The organism is Agromyces protaetiae (genome assembly GCF_030866785.1).
GTDB lineage: Bacteria > Actinomycetota > Actinomycetes > Actinomycetales > Microbacteriaceae > Agromyces > Agromyces silvae.
In genome coordinates, this window is sequence record NZ_CP133018.1 from 2,096,126 (window position 1) to 2,120,778 (window position 24,653).

The 24,653-nt window shown below is 71.1% G+C and carries 25 protein-coding genes; 16 read left to right on the forward strand and 9 right to left on the reverse strand.

The genetic code is table 11. The features are described 5' to 3' along the window. The first annotated feature begins 15 nt into the window (after window positions 1–15). Window positions 16–420 (forward strand): hypothetical protein, encoded by a 405-nt coding sequence (locus tag QU602_RS09710; RefSeq protein WP_308796234.1) that lies wholly within the window; start codon window positions 16–18, stop codon window positions 418–420. Between the two features lie 131 nt (window positions 421–551). Further along, a complete protein-coding gene (locus QU602_RS09715; RefSeq protein ID WP_308796235.1) occupies window positions 552–2,150 on the forward strand; it encodes an ABC-F family ATP-binding cassette domain-containing protein in 1,599 nt (532 codons plus the stop codon). A gap of 67 nt (window positions 2,151–2,217) precedes the next feature. Here QU602_RS09715 and QU602_RS09720 read toward each other — a convergent pair whose 3' ends face one another. Genes QU602_RS09720 through QU602_RS09730 form a run of 3 tightly spaced genes read right to left on the reverse strand, consistent with a single transcriptional unit; the run spans window position 2,218 to window position 3,826 of the window. Next, a complete protein-coding gene (locus tag QU602_RS09720; RefSeq protein ID WP_308796236.1) occupies window positions 2,218–3,090 on the reverse strand; it encodes an SURF1 family cytochrome oxidase biogenesis protein in 873 nt (290 codons plus the stop codon). Further along, window positions 3,087–3,320 carry a hypothetical protein gene (locus tag QU602_RS09725; protein ID WP_308796237.1) on the reverse strand — a complete coding sequence of 78 codons (234 nt, stop codon included), beginning with the start codon at window positions 3,318–3,320 and terminating at the stop codon, window positions 3,087–3,089. Before QU602_RS09725 ends, QU602_RS09720 begins: the two co-directional genes overlap by 4 nt. Further along, complete coding sequence (locus QU602_RS09730; RefSeq protein WP_308796238.1) at window positions 3,317–3,826, reverse strand: DUF3099 domain-containing protein; 510 nt, start codon at window positions 3,824–3,826, stop codon at window positions 3,317–3,319. The genes QU602_RS09725 and QU602_RS09730 overlap by 4 nt, the downstream gene beginning before the upstream one ends. Window positions 3,827–3,949: 123 nt before the next feature. Here QU602_RS09730 and QU602_RS09735 point away from each other — a divergent pair, with 123 nt between their 5' ends. Both QU602_RS09735 and QU602_RS09740 read left to right on the forward strand, forming a co-directional pair. After that, window positions 3,950–4,660 (forward strand): beta-ketoacyl-ACP reductase, encoded by a 711-nt coding sequence (locus QU602_RS09735; RefSeq protein ID WP_308796239.1) that lies wholly within the window; start codon window positions 3,950–3,952, stop codon window positions 4,658–4,660. 67 nt (window positions 4,661–4,727) lie between these two features. Next, a complete protein-coding gene (locus QU602_RS09740) occupies window positions 4,728–6,056 on the forward strand; it encodes an MFS transporter (protein ID WP_308796240.1) in 1,329 nt (442 codons plus the stop codon). Between the two features lie 6 nt (window positions 6,057–6,062). Here QU602_RS09740 and serB read toward each other — a convergent pair whose 3' ends face one another. Continuing rightward, the gene (gene serB / locus QU602_RS09745; RefSeq protein ID WP_308796241.1) at window positions 6,063–6,725 is read right to left on the reverse strand and encodes a phosphoserine phosphatase SerB; all 663 of its coding nucleotides are present in this window, start codon (window positions 6,723–6,725) and stop codon (window positions 6,063–6,065) included. Beyond that, window positions 6,722–7,969 (reverse strand): glucose-1-phosphate adenylyltransferase, encoded by a 1,248-nt coding sequence (gene glgC, locus QU602_RS09750; protein ID WP_308796242.1) that lies wholly within the window; start codon window positions 7,967–7,969, stop codon window positions 6,722–6,724. The genes serB and glgC overlap by 4 nt, the downstream gene beginning before the upstream one ends. 140 nt (window positions 7,970–8,109) lie before the next feature. Between glgC and glgA the strand changes: the two genes are divergently transcribed. The 4 genes from glgA to QU602_RS09770 all read left to right on the forward strand — a co-directional run bounded on the left by glgA (window position 8,110) and on the right by QU602_RS09770 (window position 12,056). Then, window positions 8,110–9,297 carry a glycogen synthase gene (gene glgA / locus QU602_RS09755; protein ID WP_308796243.1) on the forward strand — a complete coding sequence of 396 codons (1,188 nt, stop codon included), beginning with the start codon at window positions 8,110–8,112 and terminating at the stop codon, window positions 9,295–9,297. Between the two features lie 28 nt (window positions 9,298–9,325). Then, window positions 9,326–10,117 (forward strand): ABC transporter ATP-binding protein, encoded by a 792-nt coding sequence (locus QU602_RS09760; protein WP_308796244.1) that lies wholly within the window; start codon window positions 9,326–9,328, stop codon window positions 10,115–10,117. Between the two features lie 118 nt (window positions 10,118–10,235). Continuing rightward, the gene (locus QU602_RS09765) at window positions 10,236–10,484 is read left to right on the forward strand and encodes a type B 50S ribosomal protein L31 (RefSeq protein ID WP_308796245.1); all 249 of its coding nucleotides are present in this window, start codon (window positions 10,236–10,238) and stop codon (window positions 10,482–10,484) included. A 123-nt stretch (window positions 10,485–10,607) separates the two neighbouring features. Further along, a complete protein-coding gene (locus QU602_RS09770; RefSeq protein WP_308796246.1) occupies window positions 10,608–12,056 on the forward strand; it encodes a putative Ig domain-containing protein in 1,449 nt (482 codons plus the stop codon). 52 nt (window positions 12,057–12,108) lie between these two features. Here the strand turns inward: QU602_RS09770 and QU602_RS09775 are convergent, their stop codons facing one another. Next, a complete protein-coding gene (locus QU602_RS09775; RefSeq protein ID WP_308796248.1) occupies window positions 12,109–13,032 on the reverse strand; it encodes an exonuclease domain-containing protein in 924 nt (307 codons plus the stop codon). A gap of 83 nt (window positions 13,033–13,115) precedes the next feature. On the opposite strand from QU602_RS09775, the gene QU602_RS09780 reads away from it, so the two are divergent. Together QU602_RS09780 and QU602_RS09785 are read left to right on the forward strand one after the other, a co-directional pair. Then, window positions 13,116–14,033, forward strand: coding sequence for an alpha/beta fold hydrolase (locus QU602_RS09780; protein WP_308796249.1), 918 nt, complete (start codon window positions 13,116–13,118; stop codon window positions 14,031–14,033). Beyond that, window positions 14,030–15,115, forward strand: a complete 1,086-nt coding sequence (locus tag QU602_RS09785) for a glycosyltransferase family 4 protein (protein ID WP_308796250.1) — start codon at window positions 14,030–14,032, stop codon at window positions 15,113–15,115. Before QU602_RS09780 ends, QU602_RS09785 begins: the two co-directional genes overlap by 4 nt. Before the next feature lie 27 nt (window positions 15,116–15,142). Here QU602_RS09785 and QU602_RS09790 read toward each other — a convergent pair whose 3' ends face one another. Continuing rightward, the gene (locus QU602_RS09790; protein ID WP_308800143.1) at window positions 15,143–15,922 is read right to left on the reverse strand and encodes an NAD-dependent protein deacetylase; all 780 of its coding nucleotides are present in this window, start codon (window positions 15,920–15,922) and stop codon (window positions 15,143–15,145) included. Window positions 15,923–16,073: 151 nt separating this feature from the next. Between QU602_RS09790 and QU602_RS09795 the strand changes: the two genes are divergently transcribed. Continuing rightward, window positions 16,074–16,880, forward strand: a complete 807-nt coding sequence (locus QU602_RS09795; RefSeq protein ID WP_308796251.1) for a TrmH family RNA methyltransferase — start codon at window positions 16,074–16,076, stop codon at window positions 16,878–16,880. 11 nt (window positions 16,881–16,891) lie between these two features. After that, window positions 16,892–18,220, forward strand: coding sequence for a D-alanyl-D-alanine carboxypeptidase family protein (locus QU602_RS09800; RefSeq protein WP_308796252.1), 1,329 nt, complete (start codon window positions 16,892–16,894; stop codon window positions 18,218–18,220). Here the strand turns inward: QU602_RS09800 and QU602_RS09805 are convergent. Further along, window positions 18,205–19,032: an SGNH/GDSL hydrolase family protein gene (locus tag QU602_RS09805; protein ID WP_308796253.1), complete on the reverse strand. Its 828-nt coding sequence runs from the start codon at window positions 19,030–19,032 to the stop codon at window positions 18,205–18,207. The two genes, QU602_RS09800 and QU602_RS09805, sit on opposite strands and share 16 nt — an antisense overlap. A gap of 21 nt (window positions 19,033–19,053) precedes the next feature. Here QU602_RS09805 and QU602_RS09810 point away from each other — a divergent pair, with 21 nt between their 5' ends. The 4 genes from QU602_RS09810 (at window position 19,054) to QU602_RS09825 (ending at window position 24,105) form a co-directional block, all read left to right on the forward strand. Next, complete coding sequence (locus QU602_RS09810) at window positions 19,054–20,916, forward strand: DEAD/DEAH box helicase (protein ID WP_373692797.1); 1,863 nt, start codon at window positions 19,054–19,056, stop codon at window positions 20,914–20,916. Window positions 20,917–21,041: 125 nt separating this feature from the next. Continuing rightward, a complete protein-coding gene (locus QU602_RS09815) occupies window positions 21,042–22,112 on the forward strand; it encodes a hypothetical protein (protein ID WP_308796254.1) in 1,071 nt (356 codons plus the stop codon). An 80-nt stretch (window positions 22,113–22,192) separates the two neighbouring features. Beyond that, entirely contained in the window at window positions 22,193–22,669 is a 477-nt protein-coding gene (locus QU602_RS09820) for an Lrp/AsnC family transcriptional regulator (protein ID WP_308796255.1), read from the forward strand. A 335-nt stretch (window positions 22,670–23,004) separates the two neighbouring features. Next, the gene (locus QU602_RS09825) at window positions 23,005–24,105 is read left to right on the forward strand and encodes a VIT1/CCC1 transporter family protein (protein ID WP_308796256.1); all 1,101 of its coding nucleotides are present in this window, start codon (window positions 23,005–23,007) and stop codon (window positions 24,103–24,105) included. Between the two features lie 8 nt (window positions 24,106–24,113). Here QU602_RS09825 and QU602_RS09830 read toward each other — a convergent pair whose 3' ends face one another. Then, window positions 24,114–24,605, reverse strand: a complete 492-nt coding sequence (locus tag QU602_RS09830) for a hypothetical protein (protein ID WP_308796257.1) — start codon at window positions 24,603–24,605, stop codon at window positions 24,114–24,116. Window positions 24,606–24,653: the final 48 nt, after the last annotated feature.

Consider the following 24,653-nt stretch of genomic DNA (forward strand, 5'->3'; position numbering starts at 1 on the left):
TGATATCCTGTATGCATGTTCAGTACACTGCTCTCCGGGCTCATGACCACGACAGTACTTCTTGCAGGGGTGACGCCCGCGGATACGCCGGAGAAACCGATCGACATCAGCGCGGCAGCGGTGACCGTCGAGGCTGATGTGAAGACCATGCCGCACTTCTGGGCGTCGACCTCGTTCGGCGAGCTGAAGTGCCCCGGTCACGCGCCGTTCCTCGAGGATCGCAAGTACGCCAACGGCGTTCCTCCTGGCCTCGAGGTCCGTACGTTCGGCGGCGACGGGGTGCGCGTGGCGTCGGTGACCAAATACCACTCGGTCCAGCGCGGCAGGCCGATCGGCATCGCCTACGCCACGGTGACGAACTGGGCCGTCCCGACCACCGAACGCACGGTGCAGCTCGTGGCGCACTGCGTCTCGAGCTGACGCAGCGCTCGCGCGCAATGCGGGCCTCCGAAGGTCGGAGTGGCGCGTAGGGTTGCGGCAGACGCGATAGACTGAGCGGCTGTGCCCATCGGGCGCATGCTCATTCCTGAACCGTCTCCGGAGGATTCACCGTGCTCGCCGTCCACGACCTCGAGATCCGTGTGGGCGCCCGCGTGCTCATGGCGGGGGTGAACTTCCGGGTGTCGCCCGGCGACAAGATCGGACTCGTGGGCCGCAATGGCGCGGGCAAGACCACGCTCACCAAGACGCTCGCCGGAGAGACCCTGCCGACCGACGGCAAGATCGATCGTTCGGGCGAGATCGGCTATCTGCCGCAGGACCCGCGCTCGGGTGACCCTGAGATGCTCGCGCGGACGCGCATCCTCGACGCGCGCGGGCTCGGCTCGCTCGTTCTGGGCATGCACGAGGCCTCGCAGCTCATGGGCTCAGACGATGCATCCGTCGCCGAGAAGGCGATGAAGCGCTACGGCACCCTGACCGACCGCTTCACCGCACTCGGCGGCTACGCCGCCGAAGCCGAAGCGGCATCGATCGCGTCGAACCTGAACCTTCCCGACCGTATCCTCGACCAGCCGCTGAAGACCCTCTCGGGCGGGCAACGCCGGCGTATCGAGCTCGCGCGCATCCTGTTCTCCGACGCCGAGACCATGATCCTCGACGAGCCGACGAACCACCTCGACGCGGACTCGGTCGTGTGGCTTCGCGAGTTCCTGAAGGCGTACAAGGGCGGCGTGATCGTGATCAGCCACGACGTCGTGCTGGTCGGCGAGGTCGTGAACCGCGTGTTCTACCTGGACGCGAACCGGTCGGTCATCGACATCTACAACATGGGCTGGAAGCACTACCAGCGCCAGCGCGCCGCCGACGAGGAGCGCCGCAAGAAGGAGCGCAGCAACGCCGAGAAGAAGGCGGGCGCGCTCCAGCTGCAGGCCGCCCGGTTCGGTGCCAAGGCATCGAAGGCCGCCGCCGCCCACCAGATGGTCGCGCGCGCCGAGAAGCTGCTCGCGGGCCTCGAAGAGGTGCGCGCGGTCGACCGCGTGGCGAAGCTCCGCTTCCCGACGCCCGCGCCCTGCGGGCGCACCCCGATCACCGCGAACGACCTGTCGAAGAGTTACGGGTCGCTCGAGATCTTCACCGCCGTGGACCTCGCGATCGATCGCGGCTCGAAGGTCGTCATCATCGGGCTCAACGGTGCGGGCAAGACCACCCTGCTGCGCATCCTCGCCGGCGTCGACGCACCCGACACGGGAGTGGTCGAGGCCGGCCACGGGCTGCGCGTCGGCTACTACGCGCAGGAGCACGAGACCATCGACGTCGCGCGCAGCGTGCTGCAGAACATGGTGAGCTCGTCGCCGAATCTCACCGAGACCGAGGCGCGCAAGGTGCTCGGCTCGTTCCTGTTCACCGGCGATGACGTGCACAAGCCGGCCGGCGTGCTCTCGGGCGGCGAGAAGACCCGCCTCGCGCTGGCCATGATCGTCGTGTCAGGGGCGAATGTGCTGCTGCTCGACGAGCCGACGAACAACCTCGACCCCGCGAGCCGCGCTGAGATCCTCGATGCGCTCGCGCACTACGAGGGCTCGGTCGTGCTCGTGAGCCACGACCCGGGCGCCGTCGAGGCGCTGAACCCCGAGCGCGTGCTCATCATGCCCGACGGCACGGAAGACCACTGGAGCGCCGACTACCAGGAGCTCATCGAGCTCGCCTGATCCGCCGAGTGATGCCGAAACGGCTCGAATGATGCCGATTCGGGCCGTCAGTCCGCCCGTTTCGGTATCACTCGATGCCGTGACGGGCCGTGCGATCGTCGAGTGAGCGCTGGTCGAGGATGGCGTCCTCGATGTCGGCGTCGGTGCGCTCCTTGGGGGTGCGCTTCGGCTTGGAGGCGCGGTCGCGGTCGGTCGCGGTTCCGGATGCCTCGGCCAGCGCCTTGCGCTCCTGGTTCGCCGCCCAGCCGAGGCCGATGAAGGCGAGCAGCGCGAACACGTACCACTGCAGGGCGTATGAGAGGTGCGGACCCTCGTCGCGCACGGGCCGGGCGGCGGCGAGCGGCGGCTCGGCGGCGTCGGCCGGGTCCTGTACCTGCACCCCGTACGCGCCGGTGTAGCTGGGTTCGCCGACCCGGCCCGCGAGCTCGTCGAGGTCGATGGTCGCGAGTTCGCGGCCCGAAGCCGTACGGCCCGCGATCGTGCCCTCGCCGGCCTTCAGGCGCGCGGTCACGTCGACCTGCCCGGACGGCGGCGCGGCGTACTCGCTGGGCCGGCCGTCGGGAGCCTGCGCGATCCAGCCGCGGTTCACGAAGAACACCGTGCCGTCGTCGAGCCGGAAGGGCGTCACGACCTCGAAGCCCGAGCTGCCCTCGAACGGCCGGTTGCGGATCACCACCTCGTCGTCCTCGAGGTATTCGCCGGTCAGGGCGACGACCCGCCAGCGCGCGTCAGGATCGAACGCGGCCGGGTCGGGCAGCGCCTCGGCCACGGGCACCGGGTCCGCATCATAGTTCGCGTCGATGCGGGCGACCTCGGTGAGCGCCTCGGTTCGGCGGTTGAGTTGCCAGCTGCCGAGCGCACTGCAGGCGATCGCGAACACGATCACGAGCGCGAGATAGCCCGCCCACCTGGGGGAGCGGAGGAACGACCATCGGCTCATGCACCGACCTCGCCTTCGACGGGGAATGGGTGAACCGTGAGTGGGAAGGATCGCGACTCGAGGAAGCCGCGGAGGAACTCGACGTGCTCGTCGCAGGCCAGCCAGGTCTTGCGCCGAAGCTCGTCGTGGATGCGCGGATTGCGCCAGTCGATCCGCCACGCAGCCGGCAGTCGGCAGCCGGCGCGCGAACAGGTGTCCGCCTCGGGGACGGTGCCGGGGAGTCCGATCATCGATCGCCCTCTGCCGGCGACGGGGCGGACGCCGAGCCGGCGTCGCCGTCGTCGTCGGCTCCCGACGAGGCATCCGGACTCGACCCAGACGAGGCATCCGGACCCGACCCAGACGAGGCATCCGGACTCGCCTCGGGCGACGCATCGGGGCCCGAGCCCGCCTGCGCCTCCGGCGCGCCCTCGACCGGCGAGTCGCCGGGGGTCTCGGCCGCCTCGAGCCGCGCAACCGGCTCGATCGACCCGGGCCGCTCGACGACGCCCTGCTCGCCCCCGCCCACGTTCGCGAGCACGACCGCGATGTACGGAAGGAAGATCGCACCGGCGGCGCACACCACGAGCCACCAGCCCTGCACGAAGAGCATCAGGAAGATGCAGAGCACACGGATCGACATCGCGATCGTGTACTTGATCATGCGCGCCCGCCGCTCCGCATCGGGAGAAGGTGGCAGCGTCGTGACGGTGTGCTGCTTCATCGTGGTCGCCGCGGGATGTTCGGCGCTCCTCACCCTCAAGCCTACGCTCGTGTCGACCGATCGGCGGCCCCGACCGCTCCGACTACACTGGGACGGGCCGCGCGGGAGTGCGCAGGCCCACGACCGACGAACGGCGAAGAGAGTGGAGCCCTCCCGATGACGACGAGCCGGACCGTTCTGGTCACCGGAGGCAACCGGGGCATCGGGTACGCGATCGCCGAGGAGTTCCTCGCGCACGGCCATCGCGTCGCCGTCACCGCCCGCTCCGGCGAGGGTCCGGCGGGCTCGCTCACGGTCCGCGCCGACGTCACCGACGCCGAGTCGATCGACCGGGCGTTCTCCGAGGTCGAAGCCGCACTCGGCCCCGTCGAGGTCGTGGTCGCGAACGCCGGCATCACGCGTGACACGCTGCTCCTGCGCATGAGCGAGGAGGAGTTCGAGACCGTCGTCGACACGAACCTCACCGGCGCGTTCCGCGTCGTCAAGCGCGCGTCGAAGGGCATGCTCAAGGCCAGGTTCGGTCGCGTCGTGCTCATCTCGAGCGTCGTGGGGCTGTTCGGCTCGGCCGGCCAGGTGAACTACTCGGCCTCCAAGGCGGGGCTCGTCGGCATGGCGCGCTCGCTCACCCGCGAGCTCGGCGCCCGCGGCATCACCGCCAACGTCGTCGCGCCCGGGTTCATCCGCACCGACATGACCGATGAGCTGAGCGAGGCGCAGCAGGAGCAGTATCGCTCGTCGATCCCGGCCGGGCGCTTCGCCGAGCCCACCGAGGTCGCCAAGACGGTCGTCTGGCTCGCGAGCGACGACGCCGGATACATCTCGGGCGCCGTCATCCCCGTCGACGGCGGCCTCGGCATGGGGCACTGACGCCCACGAGCGTTCCACCCGGCATCGCGCGGTTGTATATCAGCATGTGATCTGGTTGGGTCGTCCCATGCTGCATGACGGGGCCGCCGCACCGCGCCCTCGAGGCGACCTGCGGCGGGTGGTCGCCGCATCCTCGATCGGGAACGCGCTGGAGTGGTTCGACTACGCCGCGTATGGGCTGCTGGCGACGACGCTCGCCAAGGTCTTCTTCCCCGACGAGCTGCCCGCCGCGGCGCTGCTCTCCACGCTCGCGGTGTTCGGCGTGGCGTTCATCGCCCGGCCGATCTCGGCCTTCGTGTTCGGGCGGATCGCCGACCGGCACGGCAGGAAGCCCGTCCTCGTGCTGACGGTGCTGCTCATGTCGGTCGCGACGCTCGCGATCGCGGTGCTGCCCGGCTACGACGTGATCGGCGTGGCAGCTCCCGTGCTGCTGCTCGTCATCCGGCTGCTCCAGGGGGTGGCGGTGGGTGCCGAGTGGGGTTCGGCGGCCGCGTTCCTCACCGAGAGCGTGCCCGAAGCGGCCCGCGGCCGGCTGACGAGCGTCCTCGGCTCGACGGCCGCGCTCGGGCCGCTCGTCGCATCGACGCTCATCGCGAGCCTCGCCGCACTGTCCAGCGACGCGTTCATGCTCGAGTGGGGGTGGCGGGTCCCGTTCCTCGTCGGTGGCGCGATCGGGCTCGCAGGGCTGGCGCTTCGGATCGGCGTGCCCGAGAGTCCGGCGTTCGCGGCGGACCAGGCCGACGCAGCCCGGTCCGCGGGGGCCGGCATCGCCCGCCGAGACCGTGCCGAGCGTGCGCGGCGCGCGCTCCTGCTCGCGGCGCTGGCCGCGTACTGGGCGGTGATCTACTACGTCGTGCTGACCTACGTGCCGACGTACGTGCAGGCGCACGGGCGCCTCGACCAGAGCGAAGCGCTGTTCGCGAGCTCGGCCGGGCTGGTCGTCCTCGTGGTCGCGATCCCGGTGGCCGGCCGGCTGTCCGATCGGTGGGGGAGGCGACGGCTCGCGATCGTGTCGGCCGCGGTGTCGGCCCTGGCCACGGTGCCGCTCGCGGTGCTGCTCTCGGGCGCATCGTTCTGGCCGGTGGTCGCGGCACTCATGGTGTGGAACGTCAGCCTCGCGATCAACGGCGCGATCGCGCCGGCGCTCGCGTCAGGGCTGTTCCCGCCCCGGGTGCGCACCACCTGGATCGCGACGACATACGCCACGTCGGTCGCGGTGTTCGGCGGTACGACACCATACGTGTCGGAGTGGTTGGTGCAGGCCACGGGCGATCCGACGGCGTTCGCGTGGTGGCTGGTGCTGTTCTCAGCCGTGGGCCTCATCGCCGGCGTGCTCGTCCCGCGGCGCGAGCTCACCGCCGACCCGGGCGCCGGCACGCGCCAGCCGGCCGGCTGACCGGCGTCAGCCGCGCAGGCCCGCGAGCGTCAGCACCGGCGTGAGGTCCGGCCGATCGATCGCCACGTCGGCCTGGGCGCGCACGATCGGCTTCGCGCAGAACGCGACGCCGAGGGCCGCACGGCCGAGCATGCGCAGATCGTTCGCGCCATCGCCCACGGCGACCGTCCGTTCGAGCGGAATGCCGCTCGCGATCGCCCATTCGACGAGCGCCTCGGCCTTCGCCTCGGCGTCGATCACGGGCCCGTCGACCGCACCCGTGAACCGGCCGTCGGCGACGGCCAACCGGTTCGCCCGGCAGAAGTCCAGTCCGAGCCGCTCCGCGAGCGGATCGAGCAGCTCATGGAAGCCGCCCGAGACGACGCCGACGCGGCCACCGACCGCGTGTACGCCGGCGATGAGCGCCTCGATGCCGGGAGTGGGCGTCATCCGCTCGCGGACCCGGGGAAGCACCGTCACCTCGACCCCCGCGAGCGTCGCGACCCGCTCCCGCAGGCTCGCGGCGAAGTCGAGCTCACCGCGCATCGCGCGCTCGGTGACGGCTGCGACGTGGGCGAGCGATCCCGCCTCCTCGGCGAGCAGCTCGATCGCCTCTTCGCGGATGAGCGTCGAATCGGCATCCAGCACGACGAGCGGGCCGCGTGCGCGGCCCGTTGCACCGGCGATCACGCGCGGGCCTGGACGCGCGAGCCCTTGCCCACGACGGTGATGCCGGAGTCGGTCACGATGAACCCGCGCGACAGGTCTTCCGCCCGGTCGACGCCGATACGCGCACCCGCTTCGACGACGACCTCTTTGTCGAGGATCGCGCGCCGCACGGTGGCACCGGCGTCGATGCGCGCACGGTCGAAGAGGATCGAATCGGCCACATGCGCCCCCGACCCGACCACGGCCCACGGACCGAGCACGCTGCGCTCGACGTGGGCACCCGAGATGACCGAGCCGAGCGAGACGATCGAGTCGATGACCGTGCCCAGCGTCCCGCGCGCGTCGCGCGTGAACTTGGCGGGCGGCGAGTTCAGCTGCTGGCTGAAGATCGGCCAGGAGCGGTTGTAGAGGTTGAACACGGGCAGCACCGAGATCAGGTCTTGATGGGCCTCGAAGAACGAGTCGATGGTGCCCACGTCGCGCCAGTAGAACCGGTCGCGGTCGGTCGACCCCGGGACCTCGTTGCGCTGCAGGTCGTACACGCCCGCGGTGCCCTGCTCGACGAACCACGGGATGATGTCGCCGCCCATGTCGTGGCTCGAACTCGTGCGTTCTCCATCGCGAAGCACCGCGTCGATGAGCGCGTCGGCGTCGAACACGTAGTTGCCCATCGAGGCGAACACCTCGTGCGGCGAGTCAGGCAGGCCCTCGGGCTCGGCAGGCTTCTCGAGGAAGCGCTGGATACGGTCGGGGCGAGCGCCGTCGACCTCGATGACGCCGAACTGATTCGCGAGCGAGATGGGCTGACGGATGGCCGCGACGGTCGCCGATGCCCCGGACTCGACGTGCGCGTCGATCATCTGGCTGAAGTCCATGCGGTACACATGGTCGGCGCCCACGACGACGATCAGGTCGGGTTGCTCGTCGTAGATGAGGTTGAGGCTCTGCAGGATCGCATCGGCCGAACCCGAGAACCAGCGCTTGCCGAGACGCTGCTGGGCGGGCACCGACGCGACGTAGGAGTTCAGGAGCCCCGACAGCCGCCAGGTCTGCGACACGTGCCGGTCGAGTGAGTGCGACTTGTACTGTGTGAGCACCACGATCTGCCGCAGCCCCGAGTTCACGAGGTTCGAGAGCGCGAAGTCGATGAGGCGGTACTGACCGGCGAACGGCACCGCGGGCTTGGCGCGATCCTCGGTGAGAGGCATGAGCCGCTTGCCCTCGCCACCGGCGAGGACGATGCCGAAGACCTTGCGCGCAACCATGTGCCAACTGTAGCCAGCTGAACGGCCCCTGTGTGGGCCTTGCGAGATACGACGCAACCCCGCATGCGCGCGACGCAACCCCGCATGCGCGCGCGGCGCAAGCCCGCCAGCGGTGCGGCGGGCTGCGCTACGTTGACAGCATGCGCGTCGACGTCCTCACCCGTGAGTATCCACCGGAGGTGTACGGCGGAGCCGGCGTGCACGTCGCCGAGCTCGTGCGCGCCCTCCGGCGCGAGATCGACGTCGCCGTGCGCTGCTTCGGCGCTCCGCGCAGCGAGCCCGGCACGTTCGCGTATGCGACGCCCGCGGGCCTCGCCGGGGCGAACGCGGCGATCGCGACGCTCGGCACCGACCTCGAGATCGCGGCGGATGTCTCGGGCGCCGACCTCGTGCACTCGCACACGTGGTACGCGAACTTCGCCGGTTTCACCGCGAAGCGCCTGCACGGGGTCCCGCACGTGGTCACGGCGCACAGCCTCGAGCCGCTCAGGCCGTGGAAGGCCGAGCAGCTGGGCGGCGGCTACCGCATCTCGTCGTGGGCCGAGCGCACGGCGTTCGAGGACGCCGACGCCGTCATCGCCGTGAGTGACGGCATGCGCAGAGACATCCTGCGCGCCTACCCGGCCATCGATCCCGCGCGCGTGCAGGTCGTCTACAACGGCATCGACCTCGCGGACTGGGTTCCCGTCGACGACCCGGCCACGGTCCGCTCGCTGGGCGTCGACCCCGAGCGCCCGTCGGTCGTGTTCGTCGGCCGCATCACCCGGCAGAAGGGCCTGCCGTACCTGTTGCGGGCGGCACGCCGCCTGCCCGCCGAGGTGCAGCTCGTGCTCTGCGCCGGTGCGCCGGACACGCCCGAGATCATGGCCGAAGTGACCGCGCTCGTCGACGAGTTGCGCGCCGAGCGCGAGGGCGTCGTCTGGATCGACCGCCATCTGCCTCGGGCCGAGCTCACCGCGCTGCTGACCGCTGCGACGACGTTCGTCTGCCCGTCGGTCTATGAGCCGCTCGGCATCGTCAACCTCGAGGCCATGGCCTGCGGCGCCGCCGTCGTCGGTACCGCGACGGGCGGCATTCCCGAGGTGGTCGAGGATGGCGTCACCGGCGTGCTCGTCCCCATCGAGCAGGCCGACGACGGCACGGGGACCCCGCTCGATCCCGAGCGCTTCGTCGCCGACCTCGCCGAAGCACTCACGCGCGTCGTGAGCGACCCTGCGCGCGCCGCCGAGATGGGGGCCGCCGGGCGGCGACGCGCCGAGGAGCTGTTCGCATGGGATGCGATCGCGGCGCGCACGCTCGAGGTGTACCGCGGCGTCCTGGCGCGGTGACCGCGCGGCGTCCCATAGCATTGAACGCATGGCGAGCACGGTTCTGCAGTTCCGCGATGTGTCGGTGGTCCGCGATGGCAACACGATCCTCGATGGGGTGAACTGGACCGTCGACTCCGATCAACGCTGGGTCATTCTGGGGCCGAACGGCGCGGGCAAGACCACGCTGCTGCAGATCGCCGCCGCCGCGATGCACCCGACGAAGGGCACGGCCGAGGTGCTCCAGGAGGCACTCGGCAAGGTCGACGTCTTCGAGCTCCGCCCCATGATCGGCTTCGCGTCCACCGCGATGGCGCGCCGCATCCCGCGGACCGAGACCGTGGTCGACACCGTGCTCACGGCGGCGTACTCGGTGACTGGCCGCTGGAACGAGGAGTACGAGGAGGTCGACCTCCGTCGCGCTCGTCGCGTGCTCGGTGAGTGGGGCCTCGAGGGCTTCGCCGACCGCCGGTTCGGCAGCCTCTCCGACGGGGAGCAGAAGCGCGTGCAGATCGCTCGGTCGGTCATGACCGACCCCGAGCTGCTGCTGCTCGACGAGCCGGCCGCGAGCCTCGATCTCGGCGCCCGCGAAGAGCTCGTCGGATTGCTGGGCGGGTATGCCTCGTCGTCCTCGTCGCCCGCGATCGTCATGGTGACGCACCATGTCGAGGAGATCCCTCAGGGCTTCACGCACGCGCTGCTCCTCGACCACGGCCGGATCGTGTCGGCCGGCCCGCTCGCCGAGGCGCTCACCGAGGAGACGCTGACCGAGACCTTCAGCATGCCGATCGAGCTCACCGAGGCGAACGGCCGCTACGCGGCCCGGGCCGCGGCCGCGTGAGTCCCTTCGCACTGGTTTCTGCTAGACTTGCTAGCTGGCCCGAGAGGCTTCAGCTTTCCTGCGCCGTCTTGGCGTCGCGCAGGGCGCCCATCCGCACCGATCGATCAAGGAAGTCCTCATGAAGACCGACATCCACCCCGAGTACAACGCCGTCGTCTTCCGCGACCTCGCCTCGGGCGCCACGTTCCTCACGCGCTCGACCACCACGAGCGACAAGACCATCGAGCTCGACGGCGTGACCTACCCCGTCATCGACGTCGAGATCTCGAGCGAGTCGCACCCGTTCTACACGGGCAAGCAGCGCATCATGGACTCCGCCGGTCGCGTCGAGAAGTTCAACAAGCGCTTCAAGGGCTTCGGCGGCTGACACTGCCGTAAGGAAGGGCGGGCGACGTGAGTCGCCCGCCCTTTTGACGTTCTCCCGAGGTTTTTGACGTTCTCCCGAGGTGTGGCATCTCACCGGCGTTCGGCATTTTGGTATACTAGAGACATGAAACGTCGGTGCCTTCCACGTCATCTCGTCTTCGTGCTCACTGCAGCGACCGCCGTCGGGCTGCTCGCGGCCGGCGCCGGGCCGGTGAGCGCCGACGCCGGCACTCCCGAACTCATCGTCGGCTGGGGGTCGAACAACGTCCGGCCCGACCCGGGCCGGGGCACGCTAGACGTGCCGGCCGGGCGAGCGCAGGGCTTCCAGCAGCTCGCCGGCGGCTCCTATCACGGACTCGCGCTCTCGGCCGGCGAGGTGCTCGCTTGGGGGAGCAACAACCGAAAGCAGACGGACGTGCCGGAGACGGCGAAGAGCGGGGTGTTGGCGATCGCTGCAGGCAACCTCACGAGCTTTGCGCTGAAGGACGGCGGCGTGATCGGGTGGGGTGATGCCGGGAGCCTCGCGCTGCCCATCCCGGACACGGTGAAGTCGGGCGTGACCGCGGTGGCGGCAGCAGAGGATGCCGCCTTCGCGCTCAAGAACGGTGAGGTCATCGGGTGGGGAGGGAGTGCGTGCAACACGCTCGAGATCCCCAATGACGCGCGTTCGGGCGTCCAGGCCATCTCGGCCAGGGGCTGCACCGTGTTGACGCTCAAGAACGGCTGGGTCACCGCGTGGGGCAGCGAGCCGAGCGTGCGTGCCGTGCCGGTGGAGGCCAGATCCGGTGTGACCGCCATCGCCGACGGCAACAGCTGGGGCATGGCCCTGAAGAACGGCTCCGTGATCGTCTGGGGCGATGTCGGCGATGGACGGGCGAATATCCCGGCCGAGGCGAGGTCTGGTCGCGTGACCCGCATCGCGGCGGGGAAGTACTTCGCAATGGCTCTGGTCGATGGCAAGCCGATCGTATGGGGGAACAATTCATACGGCCAGCACGCCGTCGCGCCCGATGCCGCGAGCGAGGTCACGGCGATCGGTGCCACGAGTGACGCCGCCTTCGCGGTGACCACGCCCCTGAAGATCTCCACGCCGCAGCCGGTGGCGGTTGGCGTGTCCTCGAGCGAGCAGTTGCACCTGGTCCCCGGGACCAGGGTCGTCGACACGAGCGGCCTGCCAGATGGGCTGACCCTGAGCGAGCACGCACTGCTCTCCGGCACGCCCGCCGAGGGGACCGCGGGCACACACACGGTGACCGTGAATGTCGAGAACGGCCAGGCAGCCACCCAGCGGACGTTCACGCTCAAGGTGAACCCGGAACCGCTGGGGATCTCCGCGCCGCTACCGGTCCGCGTCGGCGAGGCGGTGCACCAGCAGCTCCGACTTTCGTTCGGGGCCACGGTGTACAGCGTCGACAGGCTGTCCGGAAGCCTCGACCTCAGTTCGACCGGGCTGCTGAAGGGCACCGTGCATGCCGGCAGCGAGGGCGTGCACCCGTTGACCGTTCAGCTCGCGAACGGCACGGAGCGCGCGCAGCGGACCATCATGCTCGAGGTACTGCCGGCCGAGCGGTAGTGGTTTCACCACACCTCGGCGGGGAGTCCTGTCGCACGCGTCACGTGCGGCGTCAGCGGACGGGCCAAAGGCCCGACGTGGTGAACTCGGGCTCGCCGTTCGCGCGGCGCCAGGACTGGTAGCTCTCGGCCTGGTCGCGGCACCAGCCGACCTGGCGGGCGTGCAGGTCGGCGATCGCGGCCGACGCGACCTCGGGGAACGCCCGCACGATCGCCTGCGCGACCCGCCCCGCGGCGACGGCGTCGGCACCGGCATCGTGCGCGTCGGTCAGCTCGACACCGTAGTGCGCGCACGCAGCCGTGAGCGTGCGCTTGCCACGCCGGTACCGGTCGACGGCCTTGTCGATCACGAGCGGATCGATCACCGGTCCGGGGCCCGGCAAAGGGTCGTGTCCGTAACGCTCGGCCTCGCGTGCGAGCACGGACAGGTCATAGCTGGCGTTGTACGCGACGATCGGCAGGCCACGGCACGCGGCATCGTGGAGCGCCGCGATGATCTCCGCGACCGCCTGCGCTGCCGGGGCGCCCTCGGCACGCGCCCGCTCGGTCGTGACGCCGTGGATGAGCGACGCCGCCGTCGGGATCTCGACTCCGGGGTCGACGAGCCATTCGCGCCGCTCGAGGACCTCGCCGGACCGCCCGATGACGCCGACATGCGCGGTGACGATGCGGCAGGTATCGATGTCGATCCCGGTCGTCTCGAGGTCGAACACGGCGAGCCGGTCGGCCCAGTGCACATTGGCACCGGGCACATTGGCACCGGGCACATTGGCACCGGACGCATCGGCACCGGGCGCATTGGCACCGGACGCATCGGCGACCAGCGCGAGCGGCCGGTCGAAGCCGGTCGGCACAGCGTCGGTCGGCACAGCGTCGGTCGGCACAGCGTCGGCGGGCACCGTGTCGGGACGCTCGGACGTTGCCGGCGCGAGCTCGGGCCAGTCGTCGTCGGACCAGAGGGCGGTGGACTCCTGCATGCCCGCCACTGTATGAGGGGCCACCGTCACCGCGCGGCCAGGCACGCCGGGAATGCGGAGGGCGCCACCGTAGACTTGACCCGATGACCCGCAATCCGTACGCCGCCGATCTCGCGCGCATCCCGGTGCGCGCGCACCGCACGCAGGTGCTCGGCACCGAGACGGCGTGGTGGGAGTACGGCGACCCGGTCGACTCGGCCGCGCCGGTGCTGGTCCTCGTGCACGGCTTCCGCGGCGACCACCACGGGCTCGAGCCGGTCGTGGCGAGCCTGCCGGGATTCCGTGTCGTGTCTCCCGACCTCCCGGGCTTCGGTGGCTCCGCCCCGCTCGCCGATCGCGCGCACGACATCGACGGCTACGCCGCCTGGCTGGCTGCGTTCATCGCAGCGACCGGCATCTCCGCGCCGTACACACTGCTCGGCCACTCGTTCGGGTCGATCATCGCCTCCGCCGCGGTGGCTGCAGGTCTCCGGCCCGACCGGCTGGTCCTCGTGAACCCGATCGGCGCGCCCGCCCTGGAGGGTCCCCGGGGGCTCATGACCCGACTCGCGATCTTCTACTACTGGGCGAGCGCGAAGCTTCCGGCGCGCGCCGGGTTCGCGCTGCTCAAGAACCGGGCGATCGTGCGCGTCATGAGCATCACGATGGCGAAGACCCGAGAGAAGGCGCTCCGACGGTTCATCCATGACCAGCACGACCGCTACTTCTCGGTGTTCGCCGACCGCGACACGCTGCTCGAGGCGTTCCGCGCCTCGGTGAGCCACGACGTGAGCGAGTACGCCGCCGGCATCCCCGTGCCGGCGCTGCTCGTCGCCGCCGATCGAGACGACATCACGCCGATCGAGGCGGAGCGAGCGCTGGTTCGGCGCTTCCCCGATGCACGGCTGGCCGAGATCGAAGGCGTCGGGCACTTGATCCATTACGAGAAGCCTGTCGAGGCTGCCGAGTGCATCCGCGGGTTCGTCGGTGTGGAGTCCCCCGGGGCGGAGGCTGCGCGGTGAAGCTCGTCGTCGATTGCCGCTACACGCGTATCGGGCAGCACGACGGCATCAGCCGGTTCACGGCGGGCATCGTGCGGGAGCTCGGGGCGAGGCATCCGCTCACCATGCTCATCAGCGACCGCCGGCAGCTCGAGCTGCTTCCCGACCTGCCGTGGCAGCTCGCGACGTCGCCGACGAGCATTCGCGAGCCGCTCGTGGCTAGGCAGGTGCGCAAGCTCCGGCCCGACGTGGTCTTCTCGCCCATGCAGACCATGGGCTCCTGGGGTCGCGACTATGCGCTGCTGCTGACCCTCCACGACCTCATCTACTACGAACACCGCACGCCGCCGCACAACCTTCCGGCGCCCGTGCGGCTGCTCTGGCGGCTGTACCATCTCGCGTGGTGGCCGCAGCGTCTGCTGCTGAACCGCGCCGACGCTGTCGTCACCGTCTCCGAGACCACGGCGGGGCTCATCCGCGAGCACCACCTGACGAAGCGGCCGGTCACCGTCGTGCCGAACGCCGCCGACGAGCTGCCGGTGCCGCCGCTGCCGCGTGAGCGCCCGTCGCGCAACCGGCTCGTGTACATGGGCTCGTACATGCCGTACAAGAACGTCGACACGCTTGTGCGCGCGGCCGCCATGCTGCCCGACCACGAGCTCCACCTGCTCAGCCGCATCAGCACCGAGGAGCGCGCACGATTGACGCGCCTCGCCCCCGAGGCGCGGCTGGTCTTCCACGACGGTGTCACGGATGCGGCGTACGCCGACCTGCTCGCCGACGCCACCGCGCTCGTGCACGCGAGCCGAGCCGAGGGCTTCGGCATCCCGCTCGTCGAGGCGATGCGCGTGGGTACGCCGGTCGTCGTCAACGACACGCCGATCTTCCGGGAGATCGGCGGTGACGCCGCGCTCTACTTCGACGGCGACGACGCCGATTCGCTCGTCCGCGCGCTCGGCCGGCTCGAGGAACCGGGGGAGTGGACGCGCCGTTCGGCGACTTCGCTCGAGCGCGCGAGCGCCTACACCTGGGCGGCCTCGGCCGAGCGCCTGCTCGAACTCATCCGGGAGACCGCAGCGTCACGCCCGGCGCGCCGGGCGTGACCGGGGTGTGCGCCGCTCGCGGCGGGCTCAGCCGAGCGCGGCCGCCATCGCGGTGAGCGTCTCGCTGGTGCCCGCGTCGAGCTTGACCGCGGCGCGGCCGTCGCCCTTGGTGACGCCGCGGTTGACCACGATGATCGGGAGGTGGCGCCGCCGCGCCTGTTCGATCAGCCGGATCCCCGAGTTCACGACGAGCGAGGACCCGGCGACGAGCAGCACGTCGGCGCCCGCCACGATCGACCTGGCGGACTCGAAGGTCTCACCGGGCACGAACTCGCCGAAGAACACCACGTCGGGCTTCAGCGTGCCGCCGCACACGGTGCAGTCGGGGATGCGCATGGCGTCGACGTCGTCGACCTCGACGTCGCCGTCGGGCGCCGGCCGGATCGCCTCCCGGAGATCGATGCCGGGATTCAGCGCCTCGAGCCGGTCGGCGATCGCCTGCCGCGCGTAGTACTGGCCGCACGCGAGGCACACGACCCGGTCCATGGCGCCGTGCAGCTCGACGACGTGCGCCGTGCCCGCGCGGCGGTGCAGTCCGTCGACGTTCTGGGTCACGAGCCCGGATACGACGCCCGCGGCCTCCAGCTCGGCGAGCGCACGGTGGCCGGGGTTGGGCTGCGCGGCGCCGAAATGGCGCCAGCCGAGATGGCTGCCCGCCCAGTAGCGCTTCCGCGCCTGCTCGGACGCCAGGAAGGTCTGGAAGGTCATCGGCGACCGGCGCGGCGCGCCCTCGCCGCGGTAGTCGGGGATGCCCGAGTCGGTGCTCACCCCGGCACCGGTCAGCACCGCCACCCGAGCGCCGCGCATGAGGGCGATCGCCTCGTCGAGCTGCTCGCTCGCGAGGGCGTCTGCGACGAGGTTCGTCAACGCCGTTCCTTCCGCCTGTCCGTCGAGTGTAAACGCGCCGGTTTACCGGATTGTTTCCGCGCCTGGCAGGCTGGACGCCGGAGGACACCGAATGCGCATCGAACGAGTCGCCGACGCGGCATCCGACCGGGTCGCCGACTACGCGGCGCTGACGGATGTCTCGCTGCGAACCGCCACCGAGGCCGAACGCGGACTGTACATCGCCGAGTCGGCCAAGGTCATCGCGCGCGCGGTCCGGGCCGGGCACCGGCCGCGGTCGGTGCTCATGGAGGAGAAGTGGCTCGCAGGGCTCGAGCCTGTGCTCGCCCCGTTCGACATCCCGGTGCATCTCGCCGATGCCGAGCAGCTCGAGGCCATCACCGGCTACCGCGTGCACCGCGGCGCGCTCGCGGCCTTCGAACGCCCGGCGTTGCCCGATCCGGCCGAACTGCTCGAGGGCGCGCGCCGGGTCGTGGTGCTTGAGGACATCGTCGACCACACCAACGTGGGTGCGATCTTCCGCAGCGTCGCGGCGCTCGGGGCCGATGCGGTGCTCGTGAGCCCGCGCTGCGCCGACCCGCTGTACCGGCGGAGCGTGAAGGTCAGCATGGGCACGGTGTTCCAGGTGCCGTGGACGCGCATCGGGGAGTGGGACGAGGCGGCGGCACAGTTCGCCGCGCACGGGTTCACGACCGCCGCGCTCGCCCTCGCCGAGGACGCGGTGTCACTGCGGCGGCTGGCCGCGGACCCGCCCGAACGACTCGCGCTGGTGTTCGGCACCGAGGGCGACGGGCTCAGCCGGCATGCGCTGCACGCGGCCGACCTGACCGTGACGATCCCCATGGCACACGGCGTCGACTCGCTCAACGTGGCGGCCACCGCGGCGGTCGTGCTCTACGCGCTCGGCGACGACATCTAGGCTCGTTCGTGATGTCGCACCAGATCGCTCCCGCTCCGACCGCCGCAGGCCCAGACTCGTCCGGGTCCGCCCATCGCGGCAGCGGAGCCGACGCCGAACGACGTCGCATGTACCGCCGACGCCGACTCGTCGTGTTCGGCGCGCTCGCGCTCGTCCTCGCGCTGCTGATCGGTGGCGTCACGTACGTCTCGAACGCGCTGGGCACCCCGGTTCCCGCCGTCGCGGCCGCGACGACCGTCCCCGCGCCCGTTGCGCAGCCACCGCAGCCGCTCGCCCTGCCCGGGTTCGGCGAGTATGCGGTCGGCGCGGTCGGCTTCGACGGTGTGCTCGCGGCGAGCGAGGCGCAGGCGCCCATGCCGATCGCGAGCATCGCCAAGGTCGTGACCGCACTCGTCGTCCTCGGCGCGCATCCGGTCGCGGCAGGGGAGGGCGGCCCGGCGATCGCCTACACCGACGCCGACGTCGACATCTACTGGGACATGGTGGCGCAGAACGGCTCCGTCGCACCGGTCGCCGCGGGCACCTCGCTCAGCCTGACCCAGAGCCTCGAGGCCATGCTGCTGCCCTCGGGCAACAACTACGCGATCTCGATCGCGAACTGGGCGTTCGGCTCGGAGGGCGCGTACGTCGAGGCCGCGAACGCGTGGCTCGCCGAGCACGGGTTCACCGAGACCACGATCGCCGACGCGAGCGGGCTCTCGCTCGCGAACGTCGCGACCCCCGGCGACCTCGTGCGGCTCGGCCAGCTCGCGCTCACCGAACCGGCGCTCGCCGGCATCGTCGCGCAGCAGGCCGTCGACCTGCCGGGCGTCGGCCGCGTCGAGAACTCGAACAAGCTGCTCGGCAGCCACGGCGTCGACGGCATCAAGACCGGCACGACCGACGACGCCGCGAACCTGCTCTTCTCGGCCGACTATGCGGTCGGCGACTCGACCGTGACGGTGGTCGGGGTGATGCTCGGCGCCGACACGCACGCGCAGCTGCGCGAGGCGATCGCGGCGCTGCTCGACAGCGTCGCGCCGGGGTTCCACGAGGTCACGGCGCTCGAGGCCGGCGTCGACCTTGCGCGGTACTCGACCGCCTGGGGCGACGTCGCATCCGCGCGGACCGCCGACGGAGCATCCGTCGTCGTCTGGAGCGACACGCCCGTCGAGGTCTCGGTCGAGGCCGAGCCGGTCACGACCGCCGATGCGGGCGCTCAGGTGGGCGTCGCGACCGTCCGTGCCGGCGCGCAGACGATCGAGGTCCCGCTCGAGCTCGACGCGCCGATCGACGACCCCGGCGCCTGGTGGCGCCTCACGAACCCGGGCGCGCTGGCCGCGACTCAGCCGGCGGGCTGAGAGCCGCCGACGCCGTCGACGGCGTCCTCCGTCGCCACCCGGTACGGACCGGCGGCGGGGCGCTTGGCTCGAATCCGATCGCCGGACGACTGGTGGCGGATGCGTCGGAGCACCCACGGCACGAGGTACTCACGCGCCCACGCGAGGTCCTCCTCGCGCGCCTGACGCCAGGTCGTCCCGGGCAGCGGTTCGGGCTTCATCGGCTCGAGGTCGTTCTCGACGTTGAGGGCGTCGAGCACCATGCGCGCCACCGTGTGATGGCCGAGGGCGTTCAGATGCAGCCGGTCGGGCGCCCAGAAGCGCTGGTCCTGGATGTCGGTCAGCGCCCACTGGTCGGCGACGATGCAATCGAACTTCGCGGCGATCGCGCGGAGGTTCTCGTTGTAGATCGCGACCTTGCCCCGGATGCCGCGGAACACCGGTGAGAAGCCGACATCGACGCCGGTGAAGATCACGATCGTCGCCCGGTCCCGCGAGAGCCGCTCGATCGCGTACTCGAAGCGCGCGGAGATCTCGTCGGGGTCGGTGCCCGGCCGGATCACGTCGTTGCCGCCCGCCGAGATCGTGATCAGGTCGGGGTGGAGCTCGAGCGCGGGCTCCAGCTGCTCGTCGATGATCTGCTGGATGAGCTTGCCGCGGACCGCGAGGTTCGCATAGGCGAAGTCGTCGCTCGACTGCGAGAGCACCTCGGCGACGCGGTCGGCCCACCCGCGATGGCCGCCGGGCACGCTCGGCTCAGGGTCGCCGATGCCCTCGGTGAAGGAGTCTCCGATGGCGACGTAGCGGGACCAGGGGTGCTGCTGAGTGACCATGCCTCCCATTCTGCACACCCGATGCGAGCGTGGTCGGTGGCGTCGACTACAGTGCTGGCAGTGAGCAGTGCGAACCCGATCCCGTCCGGCCAGCTGCCGGGGTCCGGCCAGCTGCCGGGTACGTCGGCCGCCGAGCACCTGTCGCCCGCGTTTCCGGATCGCGCACCCTGGGGTACCGCCAACAAGCTGCGCGCCTGGCAGGCCGAGGCGCTCGAGCAGTACCTCGAGGCGATGCCGCGCGACTTTCTCGCCGCGGCGACGCCCGGCGCCGGCAAGACGACGTTCGCGCTGCGCATCGCCGCCGAGCTGCGGCACCGGCGCGTCGTCGACCGCATCACGGTCGTCGCGCCCACCGACCACCTGAAGAAGCAGTGGGCCGACGCGGCTGCGCGTGCGGGCATCCGGCTCGACCCCGGGTTCCGCAATGCGCACGGCCGGTCGGCACGGCACTACCACGGCGTCGCGGTGACCTACGCGCAGGTGGCCATGCGCCCCGCGCTGCACCGCGAGCTCACGCTGTCCGGTCGCACGCTCGTCATCCTCGACGAGGTGCACCACGGCGGCGACACGCTGTCCTGGGGCGACGCGATCCGCGAGGCGTTCGAGCACGCCGAGAAGCGGCTCTCGCTCACCGGCACGCCGTTCCGCAGCGACACGGCGCCGATCCCGTTCGTGCACTACGAGCCCGACGCCCAGGGCATCCGGGTCTCGAGCACCGACTACAACTACGGCTACGGCCGTGCCCTCGCCGACGGCGTCGTCCGGCCGGTGCTGTTCATGGTGTACGCGGGGCACATGCGCTGGCGCACGAAGGCCGGCGACGAGATGGAGGCCCGGCTCGGTGAGGACAACACCAAAGACATCACGAGCTCGGCGTGGCGGACCGCCCTCGAGCCGAGCGGGGAGTGGATCCCGGCCGTGCTCCAGGCGGCGAACCGCAGACTGACCGAGGTCAGGCAGTCGATCCCCGACGCGGGCGGGCTCGTGCTGGCGACCGACCAGACCGTCGCCCGGGCCTACGCCGAGATCCTCGAGGGGCTCTGCGGCGAGAAGGTCACCGTCGTGCTCTCCGACGACAGCGAGGCGAGCGGTCGCATCGAGGAGTTCTCGGCCGGCACCAGCCGGTGGATGGTCGCGGTCCGCATGGTGTCCGAGGGCGTCGACGTGCCGCGGCTCGCGGTCGGGGTCTACGCGACGAGCTCGGCGACCCCGCTATTCTTCGCTCAGGCCATCGGCCGCTTCGTGCGCGCACGGCGCCGCGGCGAGACGGCGTCGGTCTTCCTGCCGAACGTGCCGGTGCTCATGGCGCTCGCGGGCGAGCTCGAGCGCGAGCGCGACCACGCGCTCGACCGGCGCAGCGAGGGCGACGAGGACCCGGGGCTCGACGACGGGTTGCTCGAGGCGGCGAACCGCGAGGAGAAGGGCTCGGACGAGGCCGGCGAGTTCACCTGGCAGGCGGTCGCGTCCGATGCCTCGTTCGACCGGGTGCTCTACGACGGCACGGAGTTCGGCACCCTCGCCGAGCCCGGCAGCGACGAGGAGTTCGACTTCATCGGGCTCCCCGGGCTGCTCGAGCCGGAACAGGTCAGCGAGCTGCTGCGGCATCGGCAGGCGCGACAGGCCCGCCGTGCGAGCGATCGGCGCAAGCACGCGGTCGACGAACCCGGGCAGGCCGAGCCGGTGGCGCTGTACCGCACGTTGAAGGAGCAGCGTTCGCTGTTGAACAGCCTCGTCGGGCTCTGGGCGAGGCAGACGGGTGAGCCGCACTCGCAGGTGCACGGTGAGCTGCGCCGCATCTGCGGCGGGCCGCCCGTGGCGCAGGCCACGGTCACGCAGCTGCAGGCCCGCATCGAGTTCCTCAGGCGCAAGCTCGGGAGCCGCTGACGCGGCGAGGTGTCTGCGAATCTGAGGGCTGCTCGGTATTCCGGTGCACGTGATTTGCTCGTATACTGACATCTCGTGGAGCGGGCGTGCCTCGAGGCACGGTGCTCAGACGCGAGGAGGCCGTCATGCGAAGCCGACGAGGAACGCACACCCTGGTCGGCCTGGCAGCGGTCGGCGTCGTCCTGGTCGGGCTGGCGCCGGCCGGGTTCGCGGCCCTGGCCGTGAGCTCGCCGGCCCTGGCGGCCGAGCAGTCCGTGCTCGAGAACCCGCCGGTGGCCGGCGCCGGCGTCTGCCCCGAGCTCGGCGGCGTCATCGGCCAGTCGTTCACGCTGCAGGAGCCAGGTGCCCTGTCGTCATACGGCTTCTGGGTCGCCGCGGCCGACACGCCGGCCGGTGAGACGCTCACCGCGACGGTTTCGGTCGGGTGGTGGATCGAGGGCGGCCTGCGGCCGTTCGTGGAGCAGGACGTGTCGTTCACCGTTCCTGCGGAGCCCGCACTGACGACGCTGACCCCGGTCACGCCCATCCCGCTCCTGCCGAACACGATGTTCGCGATCGTGGTCGATCTCCACGGCGTGAACGCGTGCCCCGTGACGTTCTCGCCGGGAGCGGACTACGGAGGCGGGTTCGCGGTGCTCGGCAGCCAGCAGGCCGAGGGCGACCTCGCGTTCCAGTTCGGGCTGAGCCCGGTCGACCAGGAGCCGGGGCCCGGGCCGTATGTTCCGCCGGGCTTCATCGGCAGTGCGCCGCCCGGCACGGTCGGCGTGCCCTACGCGTATCAGTTCAGGCTCGTGGGCAGCAACGACCCGACCATACAGGGGCAGGATCTGATGGTCCCGGGTCTGCAGCTCGACGCCGACGGACTCCTCTCGGGCACGCCGACCCAGGCGGGCACGTTCGTCAGCGAGGTGCACGTGACCGACGGAACCCTCACGAACGCACGCGACATCGTGATCACGATCGCAGCGGCGCCACCACCCGGGGCAGCTCCGCCGGTCGCGGCACCGCCGGTCGCGGCACCGGCACCACCAGCGCCGGTGCCGGCCTCGCCAGCCACGCGAACCATCCCGGCCACCGGGGTCGAGCCGGTGCCGGCGACCGCCGTCGCGGCGGCGGCCCTGCTCGCGGGCGCCGTGCTCGCCGCCGGTGCAGCGCTCGGCAGGCGGGGGCATGCTGGGAGGCGCGACCTGGGCTGAGGCCCGCGGCGTTTTGCGCGCGTGTGTCGGCGGTGCGAGGATTCGACGTATCCGAGGCACCGATATGGAGGCGATCTTCCGTGGCGCAGCACCCTGAGCTCGATCGTGTGGACCGAGCACTGCTCACGGCGCTGTCGTCGAACGCGCGCGCGTCAGGTGCGGCGCTCGCGGCGGAGATCGGCGTCGCCGAGTCGACCGTGTCGCTCCGGCTCCGCCGGCTGCAGAGCCTCGGCACCATCCGCGGGTACCAGATCGACGTCGACCTCGCGTCCGTGGGGGTGTCGCTGCAGGCGCTCATCGCCGTGCGGCTCGTCAAGCACGACCGCTCGGAGATCGACGCGTTCCGCAACGTGGTGCCCCATCTGCCGGGCGTGCTCGGCGTGTTCCACATGGCAGGCGCCGACGACTACCTCCTGCATGTGGCCGCACGTGACGCCGTCGAGCTGCGGGAGTTCGTGCTCACGCACCTCACGGGGCATCCGGCGGTCGCCCACACCGAGACCAATCTCATCTTCGAGTACGCCACCGGCGACGGCTGGCACCAGCTCATCGGCTGACGCCCGGCTCGCCTGCGGTGCCGCGGATCCTCCGCCTCCGCGCCACTTCGTGTCGCGCTGCGCCAGCAGTGATGGCGCGGAGGCGACCGAACTGGCGCGGAGGCGGGTCCACCTGCTCGTGGCAGCGATTTCGGGGGCGCGAAATGCTGCGGGTGGTCCGCGCGCGCCTGCGTCGTTCCGCGGTTCGGGGATCCGAAATGCTGCCAATGCCACGCCGCAGCGGGTGCGGGTGACCCGCGCCTCGCTATCGTGGCGATGGCCGTTCGCGGCCGGCACGTGACGGGGCGGGCGTCGCTGTGGCAACCCGGTGCGCCCGTACGGACCGAGAGGGCAGCATGACCGACCGCGCGTCGACCCCCACGCCGACGAACGCCGACCGCACGAGATGGCGGCGGTACCTCGCCGATGAACGAGCCGAGGGCGCCGTCTACCGCGAGCTCGCGGCGCGCAAGCAGGGCGAGGAGCGTGAGATCCTGCTCGCGCTCGCCGCCGCCGAGGGGCGGCACGAGGCGCACTGGCTCACGCTGCTCGGTGGCGACGACTCCCGCCTGCCGCGCGCCGACCTGCGCACCCGGATGCTGGCGACGCTGGCTCGACGCTTCGGCTCGATCTTCGTGCTCGCGCTCGCGCAGCGAGCCGAGGCGCGTTCGCCGTACGCGACCGACCCGTACGCGACGCCCGCCATGGCCGCCGACGAGCGGATTCACGGCGAGGTCGTGCGCGGGCTCGCGGCCCGCGGCCGCCGGCGGCTCGCCGGCACCTTCCGTGCGGCCGTGTTCGGCGCGAACGACGGTCTCGTGTCGAACCTCGCGCTCGTACTCGGCATCGGCGCGACGGGTGTGCCTGCCCCCGTCGTGCTCTTCACCGGCCTCGCGGGCCTGCTCGCGGGCGCGCTGTCGATGGGCGCGGGGGAGTACGTGTCGGTCCGCTCCCAACGCGAGCTGCTCGAGGCATCCGCTCCTGATCCGGTCGCGCGCGAGTCGCTCTCCGACCTCGATCTGGACGCGAACGAGCTCGCGCTCGTCTACCGGGCGCGCGGCATGGAGGAGGACGAGGCGGTGGAGCAGGCCGCGCTCGTGCTCGCTCGCGTGCAGGCCGCGGGCGCGGCACCGGTCTCGACCGATGCGATTCCGGCGCTCGCGCACGACGACGAAGCCGTCGGCACCGGCCTCTCGGCCGCGATCTCGAGCTTCCTGTTCTTCGCCTCGGGCGCACTGATTCCGGTGCTGCCGTGGATCTTCGGCATGACCGGCCTCGGTGCGATCCTGCTCGCCACGAGCCTCGTGAGCGTGGCGCTCCTGATCACCGGCGCCACCGTCGGCGTCCTCTCGGGTGCGTCGCCGCTCAAGCGCGCCCTGCGCCAGCTGGCCATCGGCCTCGGCGCCGCCGCGGTCACCTACGTGCTCGGCCTCGCCTTCGGCACCACGATCGGCTAGGCGCCGCGTCAGCGGACGCAGTGCATGACGAACGTCACGGTCTGGGCGGGCCCGGCGTGGGTCGAGATCGTGCTGAGCCCGCTCCCGACGCCGATCTTCTCGCCGAAGATGTTGTCGTCTTTCCGCACCGGATAGATGTCGGCGTCGAAGTTCCAGCCGTGGGAGATCTCCAGGCCCGTGGGGACGCGCAAGCTGTCGTAGTAGCGCTTCGGCGAGAGGTACATGCCGTCGGGGCAGGTCTGCTTCTCGACCGGCTGCCAGAGCTCCCACATGTGCAATTCCTGGTCCCAGGTGACGGTGGCGCGGTCTTCTGTGGTTCCCTCGAACGCGACGTCGACCGATGCGGTGTCGGCCGGGTCCGGACCATTCGTCTCCGCGTTGGCCGGCATGGCCTGCGCGAGGCCGCCAAGCACGAGCACCGTTCCGGCGGCCACGGCGAGTGCGGGGCGCCGGGACCGGCGGGGGGTATGTGAACAGGTGGGTGCAGTGAGCTTCGTCATGTATTGCAGTATACAAATGTCCGGCGCGCTGACAAGGCCCGGAGCGGC

Bases quoted from the DNA above. Each gene is read 5' to 3' on its own strand.
- QU602_RS09810 (WP_373692797.1), top strand. From the start codon at position 19,054: ATGCGAGCGTGGTCGGTGGCGTCGACTACAGTGCTGGCAGTGAGCAGT.
- QU602_RS09825 (WP_308796256.1), top strand. From the start codon at position 23,005: ATGACCGACCGCGCGTCGACCCCCACGCCGACGAACGCCGACCGCACG.
- QU602_RS09805 (WP_308796253.1), bottom strand. From the start codon at position 19,032: ATGGTCACTCAGCAGCACCCCTGGTCCCGCTACGTCGCCATCGGAGAC.
- QU602_RS09760 (WP_308796244.1), top strand. From the start codon at position 9,326: ATGGCGAGCACGGTTCTGCAGTTCCGCGATGTGTCGGTGGTCCGCGAT.
- QU602_RS09780 (WP_308796249.1), top strand. From the start codon at position 13,116: ATGACCCGCAATCCGTACGCCGCCGATCTCGCGCGCATCCCGGTGCGC.
- QU602_RS09740 (WP_308796240.1), top strand. From the start codon at position 4,728: ATGCTGCATGACGGGGCCGCCGCACCGCGCCCTCGAGGCGACCTGCGG.
- QU602_RS09720 (WP_308796236.1), bottom strand. From the start codon at position 3,090: ATGAGCCGATGGTCGTTCCTCCGCTCCCCCAGGTGGGCGGGCTATCTC.
- QU602_RS09775 (WP_308796248.1), bottom strand. From the start codon at position 13,032: ATGCAGGAGTCCACCGCCCTCTGGTCCGACGACGACTGGCCCGAGCTC.
- QU602_RS09815 (WP_308796254.1), top strand. From the start codon at position 21,042: ATGCGAAGCCGACGAGGAACGCACACCCTGGTCGGCCTGGCAGCGGTC.
- QU602_RS09710 (WP_308796234.1), top strand. From the start codon at position 16: ATGTTCAGTACACTGCTCTCCGGGCTCATGACCACGACAGTACTTCTT.
- QU602_RS09770 (WP_308796246.1), top strand. From the start codon at position 10,608: ATGAAACGTCGGTGCCTTCCACGTCATCTCGTCTTCGTGCTCACTGCA.
- QU602_RS09765 (WP_308796245.1), top strand. From the start codon at position 10,236: ATGAAGACCGACATCCACCCCGAGTACAACGCCGTCGTCTTCCGCGAC.
- QU602_RS09790 (WP_308800143.1), bottom strand. From the start codon at position 15,922: ATGCGCGGCGCTCGGGTGGCGGTGCTGACCGGTGCCGGGGTGAGCACC.
- QU602_RS09725 (WP_308796237.1), bottom strand. From the start codon at position 3,320: ATGATCGGACTCCCCGGCACCGTCCCCGAGGCGGACACCTGTTCGCGC.
- QU602_RS09800 (WP_308796252.1), top strand. From the start codon at position 16,892: ATGTCGCACCAGATCGCTCCCGCTCCGACCGCCGCAGGCCCAGACTCG.
- glgA (WP_308796243.1), top strand. From the start codon at position 8,110: ATGCGCGTCGACGTCCTCACCCGTGAGTATCCACCGGAGGTGTACGGC.
- QU602_RS09830 (WP_308796257.1), bottom strand. From the start codon at position 24,605: ATGACGAAGCTCACTGCACCCACCTGTTCACATACCCCCCGCCGGTCC.
- glgC (WP_308796242.1), bottom strand. From the start codon at position 7,969: ATGGTTGCGCGCAAGGTCTTCGGCATCGTCCTCGCCGGTGGCGAGGGC.
- QU602_RS09795 (WP_308796251.1), top strand. From the start codon at position 16,074: ATGCGCATCGAACGAGTCGCCGACGCGGCATCCGACCGGGTCGCCGAC.
- QU602_RS09735 (WP_308796239.1), top strand. From the start codon at position 3,950: ATGACGACGAGCCGGACCGTTCTGGTCACCGGAGGCAACCGGGGCATC.